The sequence below is a fragment of the Nonomuraea soli genome (genome assembly GCF_013761175.1).
Lineage (GTDB): Bacteria > Actinomycetota > Actinomycetes > Streptosporangiales > Streptosporangiaceae > Nonomuraea > Nonomuraea soli.
Genome location: NZ_JACDUR010000003.1, coordinates 497,336 through 515,472 on the forward strand (window position 1 = coordinate 497,336; position 18,137 = coordinate 515,472).

Below are 18,137 nucleotides of genomic sequence, written 5' to 3' on the forward strand. Positions count from 1 at the left end.
GGGTATTTCACCAGGTCAAATGATTTTCCTGACGTATACCGATCCTCGGTTGGTCACGTGGAATCCGGCCTTCTCGTACACGCGGACCGCTCCCGTGCCGTTGTCGGCGTCCACGCCGAGCTCGACGGTGGCGTAGCCCTGCTGGCGGTAGAAGTGCAGCGCGTGGCCCAGCAGGGCGCCGGCCACTCCCCGGCCGCGCCACTCGGCCAGGGTCCCGACGATCGCGATCCACACGTACGGCGAGCCGCCGGGGGTCGTGTGCTCCTGCGCCATCACGATGCCCACCACACGCCGCCCGTCTTGCTCGGCACGGGCCGCACCTTGGCCCTCCACGGCCGTGTCCCGCCCGTCACGGGCCGCGTCTTCCCCTTCGCGAACCGGACCTCCGCCTCCCCCTTCACAAGCCAGGAAGGAGCCCTGTGGCAGGAAGTGCCGCCCCGTGACGTAGTGGCGCCAGCTCTCCTCGGTGTGCGGCACCGAGCCCCAGTGATCGCTGAACGACTCGTTGCGTACGGCACGCGCCCCGGCGTCCAGCTCGGGCGACCACGGCACGATCTCCAGCCCCTCGGGCGGATTCGTCCGAGGCAGCGAGCCCGACAGGTCCGCCTCCATGTCCAGGAACGACCGGCTCTTGACGAACCCCAGGCTCAGCGCCAACGCCGCCCTGTCGTGGGCGCGGTCGTCGGCGCCAACATGCAGCTCCAGGCCGACCCCGGGGAATCGGCGCTCGTGCAGCTTGGGAGCCTGCTCGACGGCCCACTCCAGGATGCGCGTGCCGTACCCCTGACGGCGGAACTCGGGATGCACCCCGCCCGCCACCGCCATCAGGTGGGTGCCGGTGGCGTTCTGCTTCACGGGCAGGTAGCCGTAGGCCACGATCCGGTCGCCGACGCGGGCCGCCAGGGTGCCGTCGGTCAGGTCGAGCAGCGGGTTGCGCAGCCGCTCGCGGACGTCGGCCTCCGTGTGGTTCTCGCCCAGATCGTCGGCGGCCTCGATGGCCGTGAGGAGGTCGGCCAGGTGGGGCGCGTCCTCCTCGGTCAGGGTCCCCCAGGTTGCTTCCATTCCCCCATTTAAGCCATTTCGCGGCTTATGAGAGCTGCCCGTCGAGTTGCTGGAAGGCACGCTCGAACGCCATGCGCTGCGCGTCCTCGGGGAAGGCTGCGTCGATCATGCTCACCGCCCGAAGGCCGCTCGACCGGTAGGCGTAGTCGGCGTACTCCGCCAAGGAGGCGAGATCGGCCTGCTGGCGTTCGACGAACTGCCTGGTCACCGCGACGCCATGGCCGGGGACGAAGGTGTCGGCGTCGAGGTCCTGCAGCATCCTGTGCAGGGTGACGGGCCAGTCGAGGGGGAAGGAGTCGCCGAAGTAGGGGACCTCCTCGATCAGGTCGCCCACAAAGGCGGTGGCGACATCGGGGACGTGCACGACGATGTCGTGATCCGTGTGTCCCCTGCCGAAATACCGCAGATGCACCTCGCGGCCGCCGATATCCAGCGTCGCGCGGTCGGCGAACGTATGGGTCGGAGGGACGATCGCCACCTCGCGGATCTCCTCGTGCCGCTCCTCCGGCAGGAAGGCGAGCACGTTGGAGCGCTGGAGCTCGCCCGTCTCGTCGAGGTCCTTCACGGCCAGGACATGACCCCAGATCTCGGCGGGGGCGAAGGGGGCGTTGCCGAAGCAGTGGTCCCAGTGGGCGTGGGTGTTGACGACCGTCCAGGGGGTGGGGGTGACCTCGCGGATGGCTCGGATGAGCTCGGCCGCGTGGCGGTGCGAGGCGCGGGTGTCGACGACCAGGCAGTGGTCGTCGCCGAGCACCAGGCCGATGGTGAGGTTGGCGCTCTGGTGCCTGCGGATGTAGAGGCGGTCTGCGATTTCCTGCCATCGTTCGGTCACCGGAACCACGATAGGGGGACGCGCCCACCCCCACCCCAGGACCCCACTGCCCACACCCGGCCCCACCTCCGCCCGCCGTGCCATGGCCCCGGCGCCCCGCCCCACGCCTCGGTGGAGCCAGCCCCGGCGGCCCGTCATGCCTCCGCTGAACGCCCCAGCGCTCCGCCCCGCGGCCTCCTCCCGCCCCGTCACGCGCCTCGGTGGAGCCAGCCCCGGCGCGCCGTCACGCCTTCCCGAGTCCGCCCAGCGCCCCAGTGCCCCGGGCATCCCCTGGGCGGGCGGCTCTCGGGCAGCGAGAAGCGGTGGCCGGGACACCGTTGTCCCGGCCACCGTGACATGCCTTCTCGCGACTCCTCGCGGCCTACGAGAAGCGGCGCAACCGCAGCGAGTTCGTCACCACGAACACGCTCGAGAACGCCATCGCCGCACCCGCGATCATCGGGTTCAGCAGCCCCAGCGCCGCCAGCGGCAGAGCGGCCACGTTGTAGGCGAAGGCCCAGAACAGGTTGCTCTTGATCGTGCTGAGCGTGCGCCGCGACAGCCGGATCGCGTCGGCCGCCACCCGAAGATCACCGCGGACCAGCGTCAGGTCGGCCGCCTCGATGGCCACGTCGGTGCCCGTCCCCATGGCCAGGCCCAGATCGGCCTGCGCGAGCGCCGCGGCGTCGTTGACACCGTCGCCCACCATCGCCACGGTCTTGCCCTCGCCCTGCAGCCGCTTGACCACGTCGACCTTGTCGGCCGGCAGCACCTCGGCGATCACCTGGTCGATGCCCACCTCGGCGGCGACGGTCTTGGCGACCGCCTCGTTGTCACCGGTCAGCAGCACCGGGGTCAGGCCGAGCGCGCGCAGCCGCTGGATGGCCTCCTTGCTGGTCGGCTTGACCACGTCGGCGACCACGAGGACCGCGCGAGCCTTGCCGTCCCAGCCGACCGCGACAGCCGTACGGCCCGCGGCCTGCTCGTCGGCGAGCTTGCCCGCCAGGTCCTCCGGCAGGTGTTGCGACCATTCGGCCAGCAGCCGGGGGCGTCCGACGAGCACCGCGTGCCCGTCGACGATGCCCTGCACGCCGAGGCCCTCGACGTTGGCGAAGTCTTCGACGGTGGCGTCGGACTGCGCCGCCTTGGCGATCGCCTGGGCGATGGGGTGCTCGGAGGCGTGCTCCAGCGCTCCGGCGAGGCGCAGCACCTCGTCGCGGTTCTCGCCTTCGGCCACGTGCACGTCGGTCAGGGTCATCTTGCCCTCGGTGACGGTGCCGGTCTTGTCGAGCACGATCGTGTCGATCGCGCGGGTCGACTCCAGCACCTCGGGGCCCTTGATCAGGATGCCCATCTGGGCGCCGCGTCCGGTGCCCACCAGCAGCGCGGTGGGAGTGGCCAGGCCGAGCGCGCACGGGCAGGCGATGATGAGGACGGCCACGGCGGCGGTGAAGGCGGCGCTCGCGCCCTCGCCGGTGCCGAGCCAGAAGCCCAGCGTGGCCACGGCCAGACCGATCACGATCGGGACGAACACGCCCGAGATGCGGTCGGCCAGGCGCTGCACCTGGGCCTTGCCCGTCTGGGCCTGTTCGACCAGCTTGGCCATCTGGGCCAGCTGGGTGTCCTGCCCGATGCGCTCCGCCTTGACGATCAGACGGCCGCCGGCGTTGACGGTCGCGCCGACCACGCGGTCGCCGGCTCCCACCTCGACCGGGACGGACTCGCCCGTCACCATCGAGGCGTCGACCGCGCTCGTGCCTTCGTGGACGACGCCGTCGGTGGCGATCTTCTCGCCGGGACGGACCACGAACAGGTCGCCCACCTTGAGCTGGTCGACCGGGACGCGCCTGCCGTCGGTCAGCTCGACGTCCTTGGCGCCGAGCTCCAGCAGGGCGCGCAGGGCGGCCCCCGCGCGGCGCTTGGAGCGGGCCTCGAAGTAGCGTCCGGCCAGGATGAACGCGGTCACGCCCGCGGCGGCCTCGAGGTAGATGTTGCCCGAGCCGTCGGTGCGCGCGATCGTGAACTCGAACGGGTGCGTCATGCCGGGCACGCCTGCCGTACCGAAGAAAAGAGCCCACAGCGACCAGCCGAAGGCCGCCAGCGTGCCGATGGACACCAGGGTGTCCATGGTGGCCGCGCCGTGGCGCAGGTTGGTCCAGGCGGCCTTGTGGAACGGCCAGCCGGCGTAGAGCACCACCGGCGCGGCGAGCGTCAGGCTCAGCCACTGCCAGTAGGTGAACTGCAGCGCCGGGATCATCGCCATCGCGATCACCGGGACGCTCAGCACGACGCTGAGGATCAACCGGTCGCGCAGCGGCTTGAGCTCGTCTCTCGGCTCCTCCGGCGCGCCCTCGGCCTGCGGCGGCCTGGGCAGCTCGGCGGAGTAGCCGGCCTTCTCGACCTCGGCGACGAGCTCCTCGGGGGCGATCCCCTCAGGGAAGCTGACCTGCGCCTTCTCTGTCGCGTAGTTGACGGTCGCGGTGACGCCGTCGAGCTTGTTGAGCTTGCGCTCGATCCGGTTGGCGCAGGAAGCGCAGGTCATCCCGCCAATCGACAGCTCGATCGTGTCGTGGGTGACAGACATCGCGTTCTCCTTCCCTGGCTCGCGGATCAATGGTCGTGGTCGTCGGAGTGGCCCGGAGGCGGTGTGGCCTTACCTGTGGACAACGGTGTGCCGCTGCTTCTGAGGGTGAAGTCGGCGGTGTGTACGGCGTCGCCGTGCTTGAAGTCGAGGAACAGGCGGTAGTCGCTGTCGCTCGGCACCTCGGCGTAGAAGACGATCTCCGGCCCCGGGGTCTCGCTCTCCTCGGGGTGCACGTGGAGGTAGGCGAGATCGCCCGCGCGCAGCGCCACGAGGTGACCGTAGGCCCCCAGGTAGGGCTGCAGGTCGGTGACCGGCTTGCCGTCCTTGGTGACGCGCAGTGTGAGCTTGCTCGACTGGCCGGGGACGACGTCTCCGTCGAGGGTCACAGTGTACGGTCCGACGCTCGCCGTACGGCTGGTCCCCGGCAGCGGCGCCGGGGCGAACGAACCGGCCGAGTAGAGGTCGGTGCCCAGCGTCAGGGCGCTGCCGCCGGTGGGCTTGAAGTCGGCGAAGGCGCGGTAGACGCCTGCGTCCGGCAGCGTCAGCGGGACGCTCCACACGCCGCCGCCCGCCTCCTCGGGGTGCAGGTGCTGGAAGCTGGCCAGGTCGCGGGAGACGACGATGAAGTGCAGCTTCTTCTCGTGCTCGACCGAGTAGTCGGTGACGGGTTTGCCGTCGGGGCCGGTGACGGAGAAGCGGAAGTCGGTCTTCTTGCCCGGCTTCAGGCTGGTCGTCAGCGGGGTCAGCGTGTAGCCGCCCTGCGAGACCTGGAGCCCACCGGGGGTATCCGAGGCGGGCTTGGCCTCGTGCGAGTCGCCATGCCCCGCTTCGGCGCTGGCCGTCGCGGTTGTCGTCGCGGTTGTCGTCGCGGTTGTCGTCGCGGTTGTTGTCGGGGTTGTTGTCGGGGCCGGGTTGTGCCCGTGTTCGGCGGGCTTGGGGCTTCCGTTGGGGCTTCCGGCCGCGCCCTTGTCGGCGGGCGTCACGTCGCCGACGGCGTTTCCCACGGTCAGGGAGGCGCCGAAGATCAATGCCAGACCCGCGCCGTACAGACCGAGTTTGACGGGAGTGTTCATGGTGTCACCACTTCGTATCCGGCCTCCGCGACCGCCGCCTCGATGCGGGAGGCGTCGACGGGGGCGTCACTCTGGATGGTCAGGTTTCCGCTGGCCAGGTCCACATCGACGGCAGTCACGCCGGGGACCTCGCCGACCTCTTCTTTGACCGAGCTGACGCAGTGGCCGCAGGTCATGCCCTTGACGGTGTAGGTAGCAGTGCTCATGTTCATCTCCTTGTTCTGTATAGCACAAACCATACCCCCCTACGGTATATTCCGCAACCCCAGGGGGGTATCAGGCCCGCCAGGCCGGGGTAGACCACTCAGGAAGGGCTCGCGCCTCCCCTGATTGGAGCGCCCGAGGCCCCCGCGGCTACCAGGCAACCCACACCAAAGCGCCCATACCGCCAGACACGCCCGCCCGGACGGTTACCAAAAGTTGGCCAAGTCCGGACGGGCATAGGTCGGCTCACCAGGCTCTACTGGAAAAACCCGCACATCTGGTTGCCGCGCAGCACAGGGACTACCTCCATCCCTTGCTAGTCTGCTAAGGAACCGTCGTCCCGGCCCCGGCAGGCTCGGGACCGCCGAAGAATTGGGGTCACACCGTGAAGAAGCTGCTCGTCCTGGCCCTGCTGGCTCTCGGGGGCTTGCTGATCTGGCGCAAGGTACAGGCCGACCGCGCCGAGCTCGACCTGTGGACCGAGGCGACCGGCAGCGAGAACTGATCGCCGTTGAGCGAGGCCGTCCCGATCAAGCTGGCATGTCTGGACCTCGCCGGCACGACGATCGGTGACATCGCCACGGTCGAACGAGCGTTCTCCGAGGCGATAGCCACCCAGGGCATCGTTCCCGGGACCGGAGCATATGCACGTGCCATGGTGCACGTGCACCGGTCCCGGGGCTGCCCCAAGATCGAGGTGTTCCGGGGCATCTTCCCCGGCAACGAGGCCCAGGCCCAAGCCGCCAACCTGACGTTCGAGCGCTCCTACGAGGGCACCATCGAGCGCACAGGTCTGACCGCCATGCCCGGAGTCGCCGAAGTCCTCGACAAACTCCGCGGAGCAGGCATCCACGTGGCCCTGATCACCGGCTTCAGCCGGTCGACCCTCGGCCGCATCCTCAGCGTGCTCTCCTGGGACGACAAGTTCGACCTGGCCATCTGCCCAGAAGACGCCGGCCGCGGCCGCCCCTGGCCCGACATGATCCTCCGCGCCGTCCTCCAGCTCGGCATCGAGGACGTCCGCCAGGTCGCCGTAGCGGGCGACGCCGAGAGCGACATGCTGTGCGGCCGCCGCGCAGGCGCCTCGATCGTCGCCGGCGTGATGAACGGCGTGCACAGCCGGGAACGGTTGCTGAAGGGCGGGGCGACCCACATTCTGGACTCGATCACCGAATTCCCTGGGTTGATCTTGAGCGAAGAGCTGGGCGCGCACCAGGTTGCCGCCTCAGCCCGGTAAGCTGTCTTCGACTGCGGGGCCTTAGCTCAGTTGGCAGAGCGCCTGCTTTGCAAGCAGGATGTCAGGAGTTCGAATCTCCTAGGCTCCACCTCGTGAAACGCCGCCTTCCCGACCATCGGGGGCGGCGTGCTTGCTTTTCACGTCTCCCACGAACACGATCGCGTCCGTTAGATCGGCCGCCGGCGGGATAGTGCTGGGTGATCAACCACCCGCAAGATCGGAGAACCCGCATGGACGTCCTGCTCATGCTCGCCCTCATCGCCTTCGCCGCCGGTGGGGTCGTCGCCGCGATCCAGAAGTCGTGGCTGCAGCTTCTCCTGTTCGTGGGCCTGTTCCTGGTGACCCTCTCGGAGTCCGGCCTCGTCAACGGGTGATCTGCCGCCGCATGCCAGGACCTGGAGGAGCGCACACGAATCCCACCGTCCTGAGGCGCGCGGGTGAGGCCGTCGAGCGGGCCTGCCGCGCCGCCGATCTCGCGTTTCGCCTCGTCAACCTGGAGATCTCGGCAACACCGACCCTCTCCTCCACGGCTGGGAGCCCTCGGCCCACCCGCCCACGCAGCACGGCGGCATGCGCTGGGCAGCAGACAGTGACCGGCTGCCGCCCCGGAAGGGCGCCAGCCGGTCGAGGTCATCAGCCGCAGTGCTCAAACGGACTGGTGTAGGAACTGCTTCCCACGGACCCGCCCCACCTCACGCACTGTCCAGGTGCGCTGAGCCGTACCGGCCCCGCGTAGTAGCCGAAGCTCCCCGAGTCGGTCACCCTGCTCTCCCCCTGGGGCTCCAGGAAGGCGGAGACGGGCGAAGGGGTGCCAAGGCTGACCGACTTCAGGGTGACCACGCAGTTGTAGCCGTTGCCCGAGTTGTACAGCAGGTAGGTCGTCCCGCCCGACAGCGCGGCCGAGTCGACGACGGAGTAGCCGCTCCCGCACACCTCCTGCGGCGTGTACGGGTTGCCGCTGCAGGCGTTGGTGCTGGTGACGGGCTTCTTCTGGCCGAGGGCGATGGTGACGCCGTCGACGGTGGGGCTGGTGTCGACGACGCCTCCGGAGCTGCGCTGTTCGTAGTGCAGGTGGGGGGCGCTGGAGCCGCCGGAGGAGCCGACGGTGCCGATCTGGGTGCCCTGGCCGACGGACAGGGAGGCGCCGGCGGCGCGGACCATGGTCGCCAGGTGCGCGTACCTGGTGCGGGTGCCGTCGCTGTGGTGGATCTCGATCCACTTGCCGTAGCTGGTGCTGCCGGCGTCGTAGAAGTAGGCGGTTCCCGCGGCGGTGGCGCGGACGGCTTCGCCGTTGATGTCGTCGCTGCCGTAGTCCTGCCAGTCGATGGATCCCGACGGCCGGTGCCCTGGGTACCAGTTGTTGGCGTTGAAGGTCTTGCCGCAGTTGAAGGGGCTCTTGTGGGCGACGGCAGCGGAGGCGGTCTGGGGGATCAGCATCGCTGCGACGAGGGCTAACAGAGTTGTGATGAGGACTTTCCTGGACATGCTCACCTCTCTGAACGGGTGCGCGTGGGGGGAAGTGCACCCGTGCGATCATGAACGTAATCCTGAAAGTTCCTTTCATCAATCGTCTTGTCATGAAATTTTACGGCTCGTCGCATGAGCACCCCTGATGCCGCGAACACCACCCCCAGGGCGACCCAACCCGCCATCCCCCCGCCCAGGACTAGCCACGTCAGCAGCGCGGGCCCGAGCATGCGGGCGACCGCCAGCCCGCTGCCGAAGAAGCCCTGGTACTGCCCGTGCTTGCCCTCGGGGGCCAGTCCGAAGCTGATCTCCCAGGCGCCGGAGGCCAGCAGCATCTCCCCGAACACCTGCAGCGCTCCCCCGAGCAGCAGGAACAGCGCCGTTGCGCCGAAGGCCGACAGCCCGAAGACCACGCACGCGGCGAGCATGACGAACCCCGCATGCCGTACGGCGAGCGAAGCGGAACCCAGACCGTTGACCCGGCGGGCGATGCGCACCTGGAAGAGCACCACGCTGACGGTATTGAGCACGAGCAGGGCGGAGACCATCCACGCCGGCGCGGTGGTGTTCTGCACGATCCACAGCGGGATGACCAGGCTGAGCAGCGGCAGGTTGAGCAGCATCACGGCATGGACGAGCGTGACCACAGCGTAGCGGCGGTCACGCAGGACCTCCATGCGCGGTTCGCCGCGCACACCGCGCACGGACGGGGCACGGGTGAGCACGAGGGCGGCGATGACGAAGCTGGCGCAGTCCATGGCGAGCACCGCGAGGAAGGCCTCGCGCGTGCCCGCGTGCAGCGCGAGCCCGCCCATCGCGGCGCCGACGGCGAGCCCGGCGTTGGACGTCGACTGCAGCACGGCCCTGACGCGGGTGCGTTCGGCGGGCGGGACGAGGGCGGCGAGCAGGGCCTGGCGGGCGGCCGACAGGCCCGTCTGCGCGGTCGCGTAGACGCAGGCCACGGCCAGGAACGCCCAGAACGAGCGGGCGAGCAGGAAGAATCCCACCGAGGCCGCAGTGACCAGGGCGAGCGCGACGGCCATGCGTCGCGGGCCGTAACGGTCGGCGAGGTGGCCGAGTGGCATGCCCGCGAGCGCCCCGACGGCCCAGGCGGCGGTGAGGCCGATGCCGATCTCGCCGGCGGACAGGCCGACGATCCGGGAGAAGTACAGCGCCGAGGTCACGTAGTACGCGCCGTCGCCGAACGAGTTCGTGAGCTGGGCGAGAGCGAGAACGCGTCGCGGGGTCATGGGGGTAACGTAACCAGGGGCTTGTCCCAGAAGAAGCTCCAATTCCGGACAGAATGATTGGGCCAAGATGGAGATCCACATCTCCCTTGACGGGCGCGGCGACCTGGCCGCGAGCATCTACCGGCAGCTGCTCGCCGCGATCGTCGACGGGCGGTTGCGCGCGGGCGAACGGCTGCCGCCGACGAGGGAGCTGGCGCGGCGGCTCGACGTGTCGCGCAACACGGTGGGCGCCGCCTACGAGCGGCTCGTGGCCGACGGTTTCCTGGTGGGACGGGCCGGAGCGGGAACCTTCGTCGCCAAGGAGATCAGGAAGAATCGCCACAACACCGCGCCGCGTGGCGTCGTCCAGCCGCGACCCGCCTGGCGCGGCGCCCAGGAGCCGACGACCCTGAGCCCCCGTCTGCCGTACGACTTCACCGTCGGCGTCCCCGACCTGACCCTCTTCCCCCTCGACAGCTGGCGCCGCCTGGTCGGCCAGAGCATGCGCGCCACCGGCTACACCGGCCCGGAAGGCCACCCGGCCCTGCGCGAGGCCGTCGCCCGCCACATCGGCGTCAGCCGCTCCGTCCGAGCCTCCGCCGGCGACGTCCTGGTCACCCAGGGAGCCCAGCAGGCACTCGACCTGATCGGCAGGATCCTCATCGAACCGGGCGCCACGGTGGCGGTGGAGGAGCCGGGCTATCCCCCGGCCAGGCGCCTGTTCGCCGCGCTCGGCGCCCGTGTCGAGGGAGTCCAGGTCGACGGCGAGGGCATCAGGGTGGACCGGCTGCCCGGCCAGGCACGGCTGGTGTACGTCACGCCGTCGCACCAGTTCCCGCTGGGCACGCCCATGTCGCTGGCCCGCCGTACGGAACTGCTCTCCTGGGCGGCGCGCAAGCGGGCCGTCGTGATCGAGGACGACTACGACACCGAGTTCAGGTACGGCGACCGCCCGCTGGAGCCGCTGCAGAGCCTCGACCGCGACGGCCGCGTGATCTACGTCGGCTCCTTCTCCAAGACCCTGCTCCCCATGCTGCGCGTGGGCTTCCTGATCGCCCCCGCCTCGCTCCAGCCGGCGCTGCGAGCCGCCAAGCAGCTCACCGACTGGCACGGCGACCCGACCACGCAGGCCGCGCTCGCCCGATTCATCGACGAGGGCCTGCTCGCGCGGCACATCCGCAAGGCGACCAAGATCTACGCGGCCAGGCATCAGCGCATCGCCGAGATTCTCGGCCGCGTGCCGGGGCTCACGGTGGTCCCGTCGGCGGCGGGACTGCACCTGTGCGCGCGGCTGGATCCGGGCGCACGGGCGCATACCGGGCCCGGCCTGGCGGTCGAGCGGCTGGAGGCCTACTGCGGCGAACTTCCCGTCCAACCAGGCCTGGTCCTCGGGTACGGTTCCGTCTCAGTGTCAGGCATCGACGAGGGCCTGCGTCTGCTCAGCGTCACCTAGGGAGATCTTTTGGGAGCCGGACACTCGCACGGCACCGAGGTGCCCGCCTCCCGGCGGGCCCGGCTGATCACGCTCGCCATCCTCGTTCCGCTGGCCGTGGCGACCCTGATCGCGATGGTGCTGATGTGGCCAGAAGAGATCAAGAACACCGGAGGTCAGGGGCCCGAGCGCCTTGAGGGCACCATCAGCTCGATCACTCTCAAGCCCTGCCCGGAGCCGATCCCGGGCGAGGCCGAACCCGACCCGCGCACCTGCGGCGAGGCCGTCGTACGGACCACCGACGGCAAGACGATCACGGCGCTGCTGCCCAGCGGCCCCGGATCGCAGATCTTCGTCGACGGCGAGGACGTCATCGTCATCAACACCGGCGACTTCTACCAGGTCTCCGACCACGACAGGACGGACGCGCTGCTGGTCTTCGGCGCGGCGTTCGCGCTGGCCGTCGTCGCCTTCGGCCGCTGGAAGGGCGTGACCGCCCTGATCGGCCTGGCGGTCACCTTCGTGATCCTGCTGCTGTTCATCATCCCCGGCATCCTGCAGGGGCAGCCGCCGCTGCTGATCGCCATCGTCGGCTCGGCGGCGGTGATGCTGGCCGTGCTCTACCTCACCCACGGGTTCACCATGGGCACCTCGATGGCGGTGCTGGGCACGCTGTTCAGCCTCAGCCTGACCGGCGCGCTGTCATACCTGTCGATCGGCTTCGCCCACCTCAGCGGCATCACCGACGAGAGCTCGCTCTACCTGGGCATGAGCTACGCGATCAACACCGAGGGCCTGCTGCTGGCCAGCATCATCATCGGCTCGCTCGGCGTGCTCGACGACGTCACCGTGACCCAGGCGGCCACCGTCGCCGAACTGGCCAGGGCCAACCCGGCGTACGGCTTCCGCGACCTGTACCGCGCCGCGGCCCGGGTGGGCCGCAGCCACATCGCCTCGGTGATCAACACGATCGTGCTGGCCTACGCCGGGGCCTCGCTGCCGCTGCTCATCCTCATCAGCGTGGCGGCGCAGCCCCTGGGCGAGGTGATCACCAACCCGGCGATCGCCCAGGAGATCGTCAGGAGCGTGGTCGGCACCCTCGGGCTCATCGCCGCCGTCCCCGTGACCACCGCGCTCACCGCCCTGGTCAGCGCCCGCCAGCCGGCCGCCTCCAGCGGGCGCCACCGCGGCTAGTCGATCGAGATGAGCTTCATCGCCTCGTCGCGCCGCCCGTCCAGGGTCTTCATGTCGTACGGCGGCCGCGGGTCGTACTCGATGGCCAGCTGTACGGCCTGGGCCGTACCCTCACCCGACTCCCTGGCCAGCAGCTCCAGACCCATGTCGATGCCGGCCGAGACGCCCGCCGCGGTGACGATCTTCCCGTCGAAGACCACCCGCTCGCTGACCGGCTCGGTGCCCAGGCCCTGCAGGTGCTCCACCCAGCCCCAGTGTGAGGTGGCACGCCTGCCGGCCAGCAATCCGGCGGCGGCCAGCACGAACGAGCCGGAGCAGACCGAGGCCGTCCACGTCGTGTGCTCGTGGGCCGCGGCCAGCCAGCCGGTCAGCGCCGTGTCGTTCATCGCGGCCACCGTGCCAGGACCGCCCGGCACGACGATCACGTCCGGCCGCGGCACCTCCTCGTAGGACGCCGTGGCCATCAGGGTCAGGCTGCCCTGGTCGTCGGTGACAGGACCCGGCTGCCCGGCCACGAAGGTCACCTTCCAGCCGGGCGCGAACGCCAGGGCCGTGTACGGCCCGACGACGTCGAGAGCTGTGAAGCGGGGATACAACGGAATCGCTACGTGCATGGCTGTTCAACCTCTCAGAAACTGGAACATCTGCAAGAAACTGGAACACCTGTCAGAAACTGGAACGCCTGGAATGGAACCGGCGCCGGTAGTCGCCCGGCGAGACCCGCCAGTGGCGCCGGAAGACCCGGTACAACGTCTCCGGCACGCCGAGCCCCGTGAGCCTCGCGACCGTGTCGAGCGGATGATCGGTGGCCTCCAGCAGGCGGCGCGCCGCATCGGCACGCGAACGCTCGACATACCTGCCAGGAGACAGGCCGCCACTCTGCTCGGTGAAGACGCGGGAGAAGTGGCGCTCGCTCATCCCCGCCCTGCCCGCCAGCGCCGGCACGCTCAGATCCTCGGCCGGATTGGCGTCGATGAACACCAGCAGATCACGCAACGGCTCCCTGGAGGGGGCGGCGATCGCCATCGGCGTGCTGAACTGGCTCTGCCCGCCCGGCCTGTGCAAGTAGACCACCAGCCCGCGGGCGACATCCCTGGCCACCTCGTGGCCGAGATCCTCGGCGACCAGGGCGAGCGCCAGATCGATGCCCGCGGTCACACCCGCTGAGGTCCAGATGTCACCGTCCTTGATGTAGATCGGGTCGGCGTCGACGTCGACGTCCGGATGCCGCTCGGCCAGCTCCTTGGCGGCCAGCCAGTGCGTGGTCGCCCGCCTGCCGTCGAGCAGACCCGCCTCGGCGAGCAGGAGCGCACCGCTGCAGACTGAGGCGACCCGCCTCGCCCTGGCCGCCAGCCGTACGAGACCCTCGATCACCGCCCCGTCCTGCCGCACCTGCGGGACGGCCAGCCCACCGGCGACCATCAGCGTGTCGATCTCACCCGTCAGCGAGCCGAGCGAATGCTCGACCGTGGTCGTCAGCCCCCCGCTCGCCCGGACCGGACCCTTGGCAGGGGCGACGACCTCGACGTCGTAGGCATCGCGGCGGAACAGGCTCGCCGTGGCGAACACGTCGGCCGGACCGGCCATGTCGAGGAGCTGGAAGCCCTCGTGGATGACGATGACGACGCGCATGTATTCATGCTGGACGCGAGGATGTGTGGCGTCAACGACACGAATATTGCAGATTACGCCATGGTCTCCGCCGCCGATGAGGCCAGGTCGTCGCCGAGGAGAACGACGTAGCCGTTGGAGGGGTCGGCGAAGAAGGTGGGCGGGGAGGCGGGGGTCAGCGCCAGAACCGTCGCGGACGCTCGGCCGGGACGTCCCCCTCCTCCGGCGGCGAAGGCGCCTGGACGATCACCACCGTGGCCTTGGAGTACCGCGCGCAGTAGATGCTCGTGGAAGGCAGCAACATGCGCGCCAGCAACGACCGCCTCCCCCTCCCGAGCACCAGCAGGTCGCCTTCGCGGGCCAGCTCCACCAGGTGGTGCCCGGGCTCTCCCAGCCGGGTCACGAGCGCCGTCTCGACGTCGGGCGGCACCCCGCCGGCGACGTCCTCGAAGGCCCGCTCGACCAGCTCGATCCCCCGCTCCTCCTCGCCCACCCGTGCCGCGTGGTGGACGGGCAAGGTCTCGGAGAACGGGTGGACGGGCGCCCGGGAGACGTGCACGGCGACAAGCGCCATGCGGCGCAGCCTGGCGTCGCCGATCGCCCAGGCCAGCGCCCAGCGCGAGGCAGGCGCGTCGTCAACGCCGACGACCACCCGCGGCTGGCTGGGCAGCTCGCGTTCCACGGTCCAATCTTCCTCCCATCGGGACCCCACCGACAGGGAGGCGTTCAATATCTGTCTTCGAGGCGTACCATTTCGCACACAGAACCAGCGAGGGGTGGCCCGTTGGAACTTGGCTGGTCGCACCCCCGTCCCGCGTTGGACAGGCGGTTGGACGGGGCGCTGACGCACAGGCTCACGTCGGTGGTGGCCGCGACGGGGTACGGCAAGTCGATCCTGCTGGCGAGCTGGGCGCGGGCGGTCGACGGGGTGCTCCACACGCTGGGCCCCTCCGATCGGGAGCCGGCGGTGCTGGCGGGGGCGGTGACGGCGGCGCTGGTGGTGCGGGTGCCCGAGCTGCCGGTGGAGTTGCGCCGGGCGATGGATTCGCCGCTGGGTCCCGAGGCGGACGAGACGGCGCGGGCGGCGGCGCTGGCGGGTGCGCTGACCGAGGCGCTGGCGGCGCGGCTCAGGTCGGGGGTGGCGCTGGTGCTCGACGGCATCGACGTCCTCGCGGGGGCGCCGGGCTCGCTGAGGTTCGTGGAGACGCTGATCAGGTCGGCGCCGAGGCATCTGCACGTCGTGACGGCCTCGCGTGCGCCGCTGCCGTTCCCGACGGCCCGGCTGCGGCAGGAGCACGAGGTGCTCGACTTCGACGCCACGGATCTGGCGCTGGCGCCGCAGGAGACGGCGGAGTGGGCCAGGAGCAGGCTGGGCCCGCAGGGTGAGGGCATCGCGGCGACGGTGCATCAGGCGTGCGGCGGGTGGCCGGCGGCGGTGCGGGCGGCGCTCGACGCGCTGGAGCGCACGGATGCGGGTCAGTGGCGGCAGAAGGCCGGGAGTCTGGCGGCGACTTCGCAGGCGCTCAGCAGGCTGACGCTCGACGCGTTCGAGGATCTGCCGGAGCCGACGCGCGAGTTGCTGCGCGCGGCGACGGTGTTGCCGGTGCTGAGCGAGGAGCTGGCCGAGGCGCTGGACGCGCCGCGCGAGACGTTACGCGATCTGATCACGCGGGGCCTGTTCCTGGAGGCGGGCGACGACGCGCACCGGGACGGCCGTCATGACCACCGGCTGAGCTTGACGGCCAGGCATGTGCTGACCAGGTATGCCCCGCTGTCGCAGGAGGAGGCGCATGGCGTGGCGGCGGTGGCGGCTCGCTGGTACGTGCAGCAGGACCGTCCTGAGCACGCGCTCAAGGCGGCGGTCGCCACCGGCCACACAATGCTGGTCCGCTCGCTGCTGGGCGCCCATGGCCTGCGCCTGGCCGAGCGCAGCGACGACCTGCTCGGCGCGCTGGCGATGTTGCCGGAGCGGATCCGTGACAGCCCCGAGATGGCCAGGCTGGCCGGGATCGCCGAGCAGAACCGCGGCAACTGGGCCAGGGCCCGCGACCTGCTGGCTCGTACGGCCGACAGCCCGGCGTTCGATTCCGCGGTGGCCAGGCGCCTGGGCCTGATCGACTATCTGCGCGCGGATTTCGACGCCGCCTTCGAGACGTATGTGAGGGGCGCGGAGTACGGCATGCCGCCGGCCGACGCGGCGATGTGCGCGGCGGGCGCCGCCTCGGTGTTGTGGATGCGCGGTGACCGCAAGGGCTGCGGCGAGCTGGCCGACAGGGCGATGGAGCAGGCGAGTGCCCTGGGCGATCCGGCGGCGCTGGCCACGGCGCACACGGTGATGGCGATGATCGCCGCCCTCGACGGTGACCGGCGGGCCAACGACGCGCATTACGTGCGCGCGCTGGAGCACGCGGAGCGGGCGGGCGACATCGTGCAGCAGGTGAGGATCAGGTCCAACCGGTCCTCGCGCCATCTCGACGAGGCTGCTTTCGAGCAGGCGATCGAGGAGACCGAGATCGCCGCGCGGCTGGCCGAGCTGATCGGTTTCGCCCCCTTCTCCGCGCTCACGGTCTCGAACCGGGCCAAGGCGCTGATCGGCGTCGGCCGTCTGGAGGAGGCGGCGGTGCTGGCCGCCGACGCCGTCGCGCGCTGGGAGGCGCTGGGTTCACGGCTGATCGCCTACGGTCTGCTCCAGATGGCGCAGCTCCAGGCGTTGCGGGGTGACAGGCGTACCGCGATCGCCACCTATCGCAGGGTGCTGGCGGAGCTGGAGGAGTCGGGCGAGGTCCAGGGGCTGGTGATCGCTCTCGATGCGCTGGCCGTACTCCTGGCCGATGACGAGCCGGAGGAGGCGGCGCGGCTGTCGGAGCGGGCGTTGCGGCACGGCGACGGCATGTCGGCCGTGTCCGCCCGCCTGGCCGCGGCCAGGGTGGCTCTCGCCGCTGGACGCCGGGACGACGCGGCCGCGTTCGTGGAGGAGGCCGAGCCGCTGGCGGTGCGGCGGCGCGATTACGCGGCGCAGGCGGAGCTGGTCGGGCTGCGTGCAGAGCTGGGCGAGGATCTCGCGCTGGCCGAGGAGGCGGTGCGCCGCTGGAACGCTCTGGGCGATCCGATCGGCCTGGCGCGCGCCGAGCTGGTCAGGGCCGGGCTCAGCCCGCCCGAGTCGGGCAGGGCGCAGGCCGAGCGGGTGCGGGCGCGCATGCACGCCATCGGCTGCCGCTCGCTCGATCCTGTCGTCGACGCCCTGCTGGCGGGCGCGGGCCCGGGCGATCAGGCCGCGGTGGTGGTCGAGACGCTGGGAACGTTCCGCGTGCTGCGCGGCTCCACGCCTGTCCCCCGTACGGCCTGGCAGTCGAGGAAGGCGCGTGACCTGCTCAAGATCCTGGTGAGCGGCAGGGGCCGCCCGATGGCCAGGGAGCGCCTGGTGGAGATCCTGTGGCCGGAGCTCGCGGAGATCGACGGCCAGGCGGCGGGGCTCAGGCGCCTCAACGTCATGGTGTCGACGCTGCGTGCCGTACTGGATCCTGGTCACGAGCGGCCGGCCGACGCGATGGTGGTCTCAGAAGGCGGCGCGCTGAGCCTCGACCTCGGCAACCTCCAGGTCGACGTCCTGAGGTTCCTCGATCTCACCAACGAGGCCGTACGGCTGGAGCAGGCCGGCAACCGGGCCGAGGCCGTCAAGGCGTGGGAGGCGGCCGAGGCCTCCTACACCGGTGAGTTCTGCGCCGAGGATCCCTATGCCGACTGGGCGGCGGCGCTGCGCGAGCAGGCCAGGCTCGCCTACATGCAGGGCGCCGCCCGGCTGGCCGAGCACAGCACCGGCCAGGGCCGCTACGACGAGGCCGCTCGATACTGGCTGCGCCTGCTGGAGCGCGAGGGTTACGACGAGCGTGCCCATCTCGGCCTGGTCAGGGCGCTGGACCAGGCGGGCAGGCGCGGCGACGCCCGCAGGCGCTACCACCTCTACACCGAGCGCATGCGTGAGCTGGAGGTGGAGCCCGCGCCGTACCCGACCTGAACCTCACCTGAACCAGGCGAGGGGATGGTGAGAGGCGTGAGAACGGTCATCGTCAGGCTGGTCGAGCCGGAACAGTCCGGCGGCCAGCTCCGCGGGCTGCTCGAAGAGCTGGGCGGCGAACCCGTCGTCTTCAGCGGCGCCGAGGAGATCGTCGATCTGCTGCATGTCGCGGCCGGGCTGAGGCGTGAACCTCCCGTGAATACCTCCGAGTGACCATC

The 18,137-nt window shown here is 70.6% G+C and carries 17 protein-coding genes and 1 tRNA gene; 8 read left to right on the forward strand and 10 right to left on the reverse strand.

Annotated elements, in window-relative coordinates; genetic code table 11:
• Positions 1-15: 15 nt before the first annotated feature.
• The 5 genes from HNR30_RS15130 to HNR30_RS15150 form a co-directional block, all read right to left on the reverse strand.
• A complete protein-coding gene (locus HNR30_RS15130) occupies positions 16-1,062 on the reverse strand; it encodes a GNAT family N-acetyltransferase (RefSeq protein WP_181610477.1) in 1,047 nt (348 codons plus the stop codon).
• Between the two features lie 25 nt (positions 1,063-1,087).
• Positions 1,088-1,894 carry an MBL fold metallo-hydrolase gene (locus HNR30_RS15135; protein ID WP_181610478.1) on the reverse strand — a complete coding sequence of 269 codons (807 nt, stop codon included), beginning with the start codon at positions 1,892-1,894 and terminating at the stop codon, positions 1,088-1,090.
• Positions 1,895-2,255: 361 nt separating this feature from the next.
• Positions 2,256-4,457, reverse strand: a complete 2,202-nt coding sequence (locus HNR30_RS15140) for a heavy metal translocating P-type ATPase (RefSeq protein ID WP_181610479.1) — start codon at positions 4,455-4,457, stop codon at positions 2,256-2,258.
• 26 nt (positions 4,458-4,483) lie between these two features.
• Complete coding sequence (locus HNR30_RS15145; RefSeq protein WP_181610480.1) at positions 4,484-5,530, reverse strand: DUF8832 domain-containing protein; 1,047 nt, start codon at positions 5,528-5,530, stop codon at positions 4,484-4,486.
• Positions 5,527-5,736 carry a heavy-metal-associated domain-containing protein gene (locus tag HNR30_RS15150; RefSeq protein WP_181610481.1) on the reverse strand — a complete coding sequence of 70 codons (210 nt, stop codon included), beginning with the start codon at positions 5,734-5,736 and terminating at the stop codon, positions 5,527-5,529. Before HNR30_RS15150 ends, HNR30_RS15145 begins: the two co-directional genes overlap by 4 nt.
• A gap of 383 nt (positions 5,737-6,119) precedes the next feature.
• Here HNR30_RS15150 and HNR30_RS46770 point away from each other — a divergent pair, with 383 nt between their 5' ends.
• The 4 genes from HNR30_RS46770 (at position 6,120) to HNR30_RS15165 (ending at position 7,345) form a co-directional block, all read left to right on the forward strand.
• Positions 6,120-6,239, forward strand: a complete 120-nt coding sequence (locus tag HNR30_RS46770; RefSeq protein WP_240506072.1) for a DLW-39 family protein — start codon at positions 6,120-6,122, stop codon at positions 6,237-6,239.
• 6 nt (positions 6,240-6,245) lie between these two features.
• Complete coding sequence (locus tag HNR30_RS15155; protein ID WP_181610482.1) at positions 6,246-6,971, forward strand: HAD-IA family hydrolase; 726 nt, start codon at positions 6,246-6,248, stop codon at positions 6,969-6,971.
• A gap of 15 nt (positions 6,972-6,986) precedes the next feature.
• Positions 6,987-7,059, forward strand: a tRNA-Ala gene (locus HNR30_RS15160).
• 142 nt (positions 7,060-7,201) lie between these two features.
• Complete coding sequence (locus HNR30_RS15165) at positions 7,202-7,345, forward strand: hypothetical protein (protein WP_181610483.1); 144 nt, start codon at positions 7,202-7,204, stop codon at positions 7,343-7,345.
• A 259-nt stretch (positions 7,346-7,604) separates the two neighbouring features.
• Here HNR30_RS15165 and HNR30_RS15170 read toward each other — a convergent pair whose 3' ends face one another.
• Together HNR30_RS15170 and HNR30_RS15175 are read right to left on the reverse strand one after the other, a co-directional pair.
• Positions 7,605-8,408, reverse strand: a complete 804-nt coding sequence (locus tag HNR30_RS15170; protein WP_246378588.1) for a M23 family metallopeptidase — start codon at positions 8,406-8,408, stop codon at positions 7,605-7,607.
• A 50-nt stretch (positions 8,409-8,458) separates the two neighbouring features.
• Positions 8,459-9,688, reverse strand: coding sequence for an MFS transporter (locus HNR30_RS15175; protein ID WP_181610485.1), 1,230 nt, complete (start codon positions 9,686-9,688; stop codon positions 8,459-8,461).
• A 67-nt stretch (positions 9,689-9,755) separates the two neighbouring features.
• Between HNR30_RS15175 and pdxR the strand changes: the two genes are divergently transcribed.
• Positions 9,756-11,120, forward strand: a complete 1,365-nt coding sequence (gene pdxR, locus HNR30_RS15180; protein ID WP_181610486.1) for a MocR-like pyridoxine biosynthesis transcription factor PdxR — start codon at positions 9,756-9,758, stop codon at positions 11,118-11,120.
• Positions 11,121-11,129: 9 nt separating this feature from the next.
• Positions 11,130-12,293: a YibE/F family protein gene (locus HNR30_RS15185; RefSeq protein ID WP_181610487.1), complete on the forward strand. Its 1,164-nt coding sequence runs from the start codon at positions 11,130-11,132 to the stop codon at positions 12,291-12,293.
• Here the strand turns inward: HNR30_RS15185 and HNR30_RS15190 are convergent.
• From HNR30_RS15190 to HNR30_RS15200, 3 genes are all read right to left on the reverse strand, one after another.
• Positions 12,290-12,907 (reverse strand): DJ-1/PfpI family protein, encoded by a 618-nt coding sequence (locus tag HNR30_RS15190; RefSeq protein ID WP_181610488.1) that lies wholly within the window; start codon positions 12,905-12,907, stop codon positions 12,290-12,292. The genes HNR30_RS15185 and HNR30_RS15190 overlap by 4 nt on opposite strands.
• 52 nt (positions 12,908-12,959) lie before the next feature.
• Positions 12,960-13,925, reverse strand: coding sequence for a GlxA family transcriptional regulator (locus HNR30_RS15195; protein WP_181610489.1), 966 nt, complete (start codon positions 13,923-13,925; stop codon positions 12,960-12,962).
• 154 nt (positions 13,926-14,079) lie between these two features.
• Complete coding sequence (locus HNR30_RS15200) at positions 14,080-14,586, reverse strand: universal stress protein (RefSeq protein WP_181610490.1); 507 nt, start codon at positions 14,584-14,586, stop codon at positions 14,080-14,082.
• A gap of 135 nt (positions 14,587-14,721) precedes the next feature.
• On the opposite strand from HNR30_RS15200, the gene HNR30_RS15205 reads away from it, so the two are divergent.
• Both HNR30_RS15205 and HNR30_RS15210 read left to right on the forward strand, forming a co-directional pair.
• Positions 14,722-17,919, forward strand: a complete 3,198-nt coding sequence (locus HNR30_RS15205; protein WP_181610491.1) for an ATP-binding protein — start codon at positions 14,722-14,724, stop codon at positions 17,917-17,919.
• A 36-nt stretch (positions 17,920-17,955) separates the two neighbouring features.
• On the forward strand, positions 17,956-18,132 hold the full coding sequence (locus HNR30_RS15210) for a hypothetical protein (protein ID WP_181610492.1): 177 nt from the start codon (positions 17,956-17,958) through the stop codon (positions 18,130-18,132).
• The last annotated feature ends 5 nt before the right edge of the window (positions 18,133-18,137 follow it).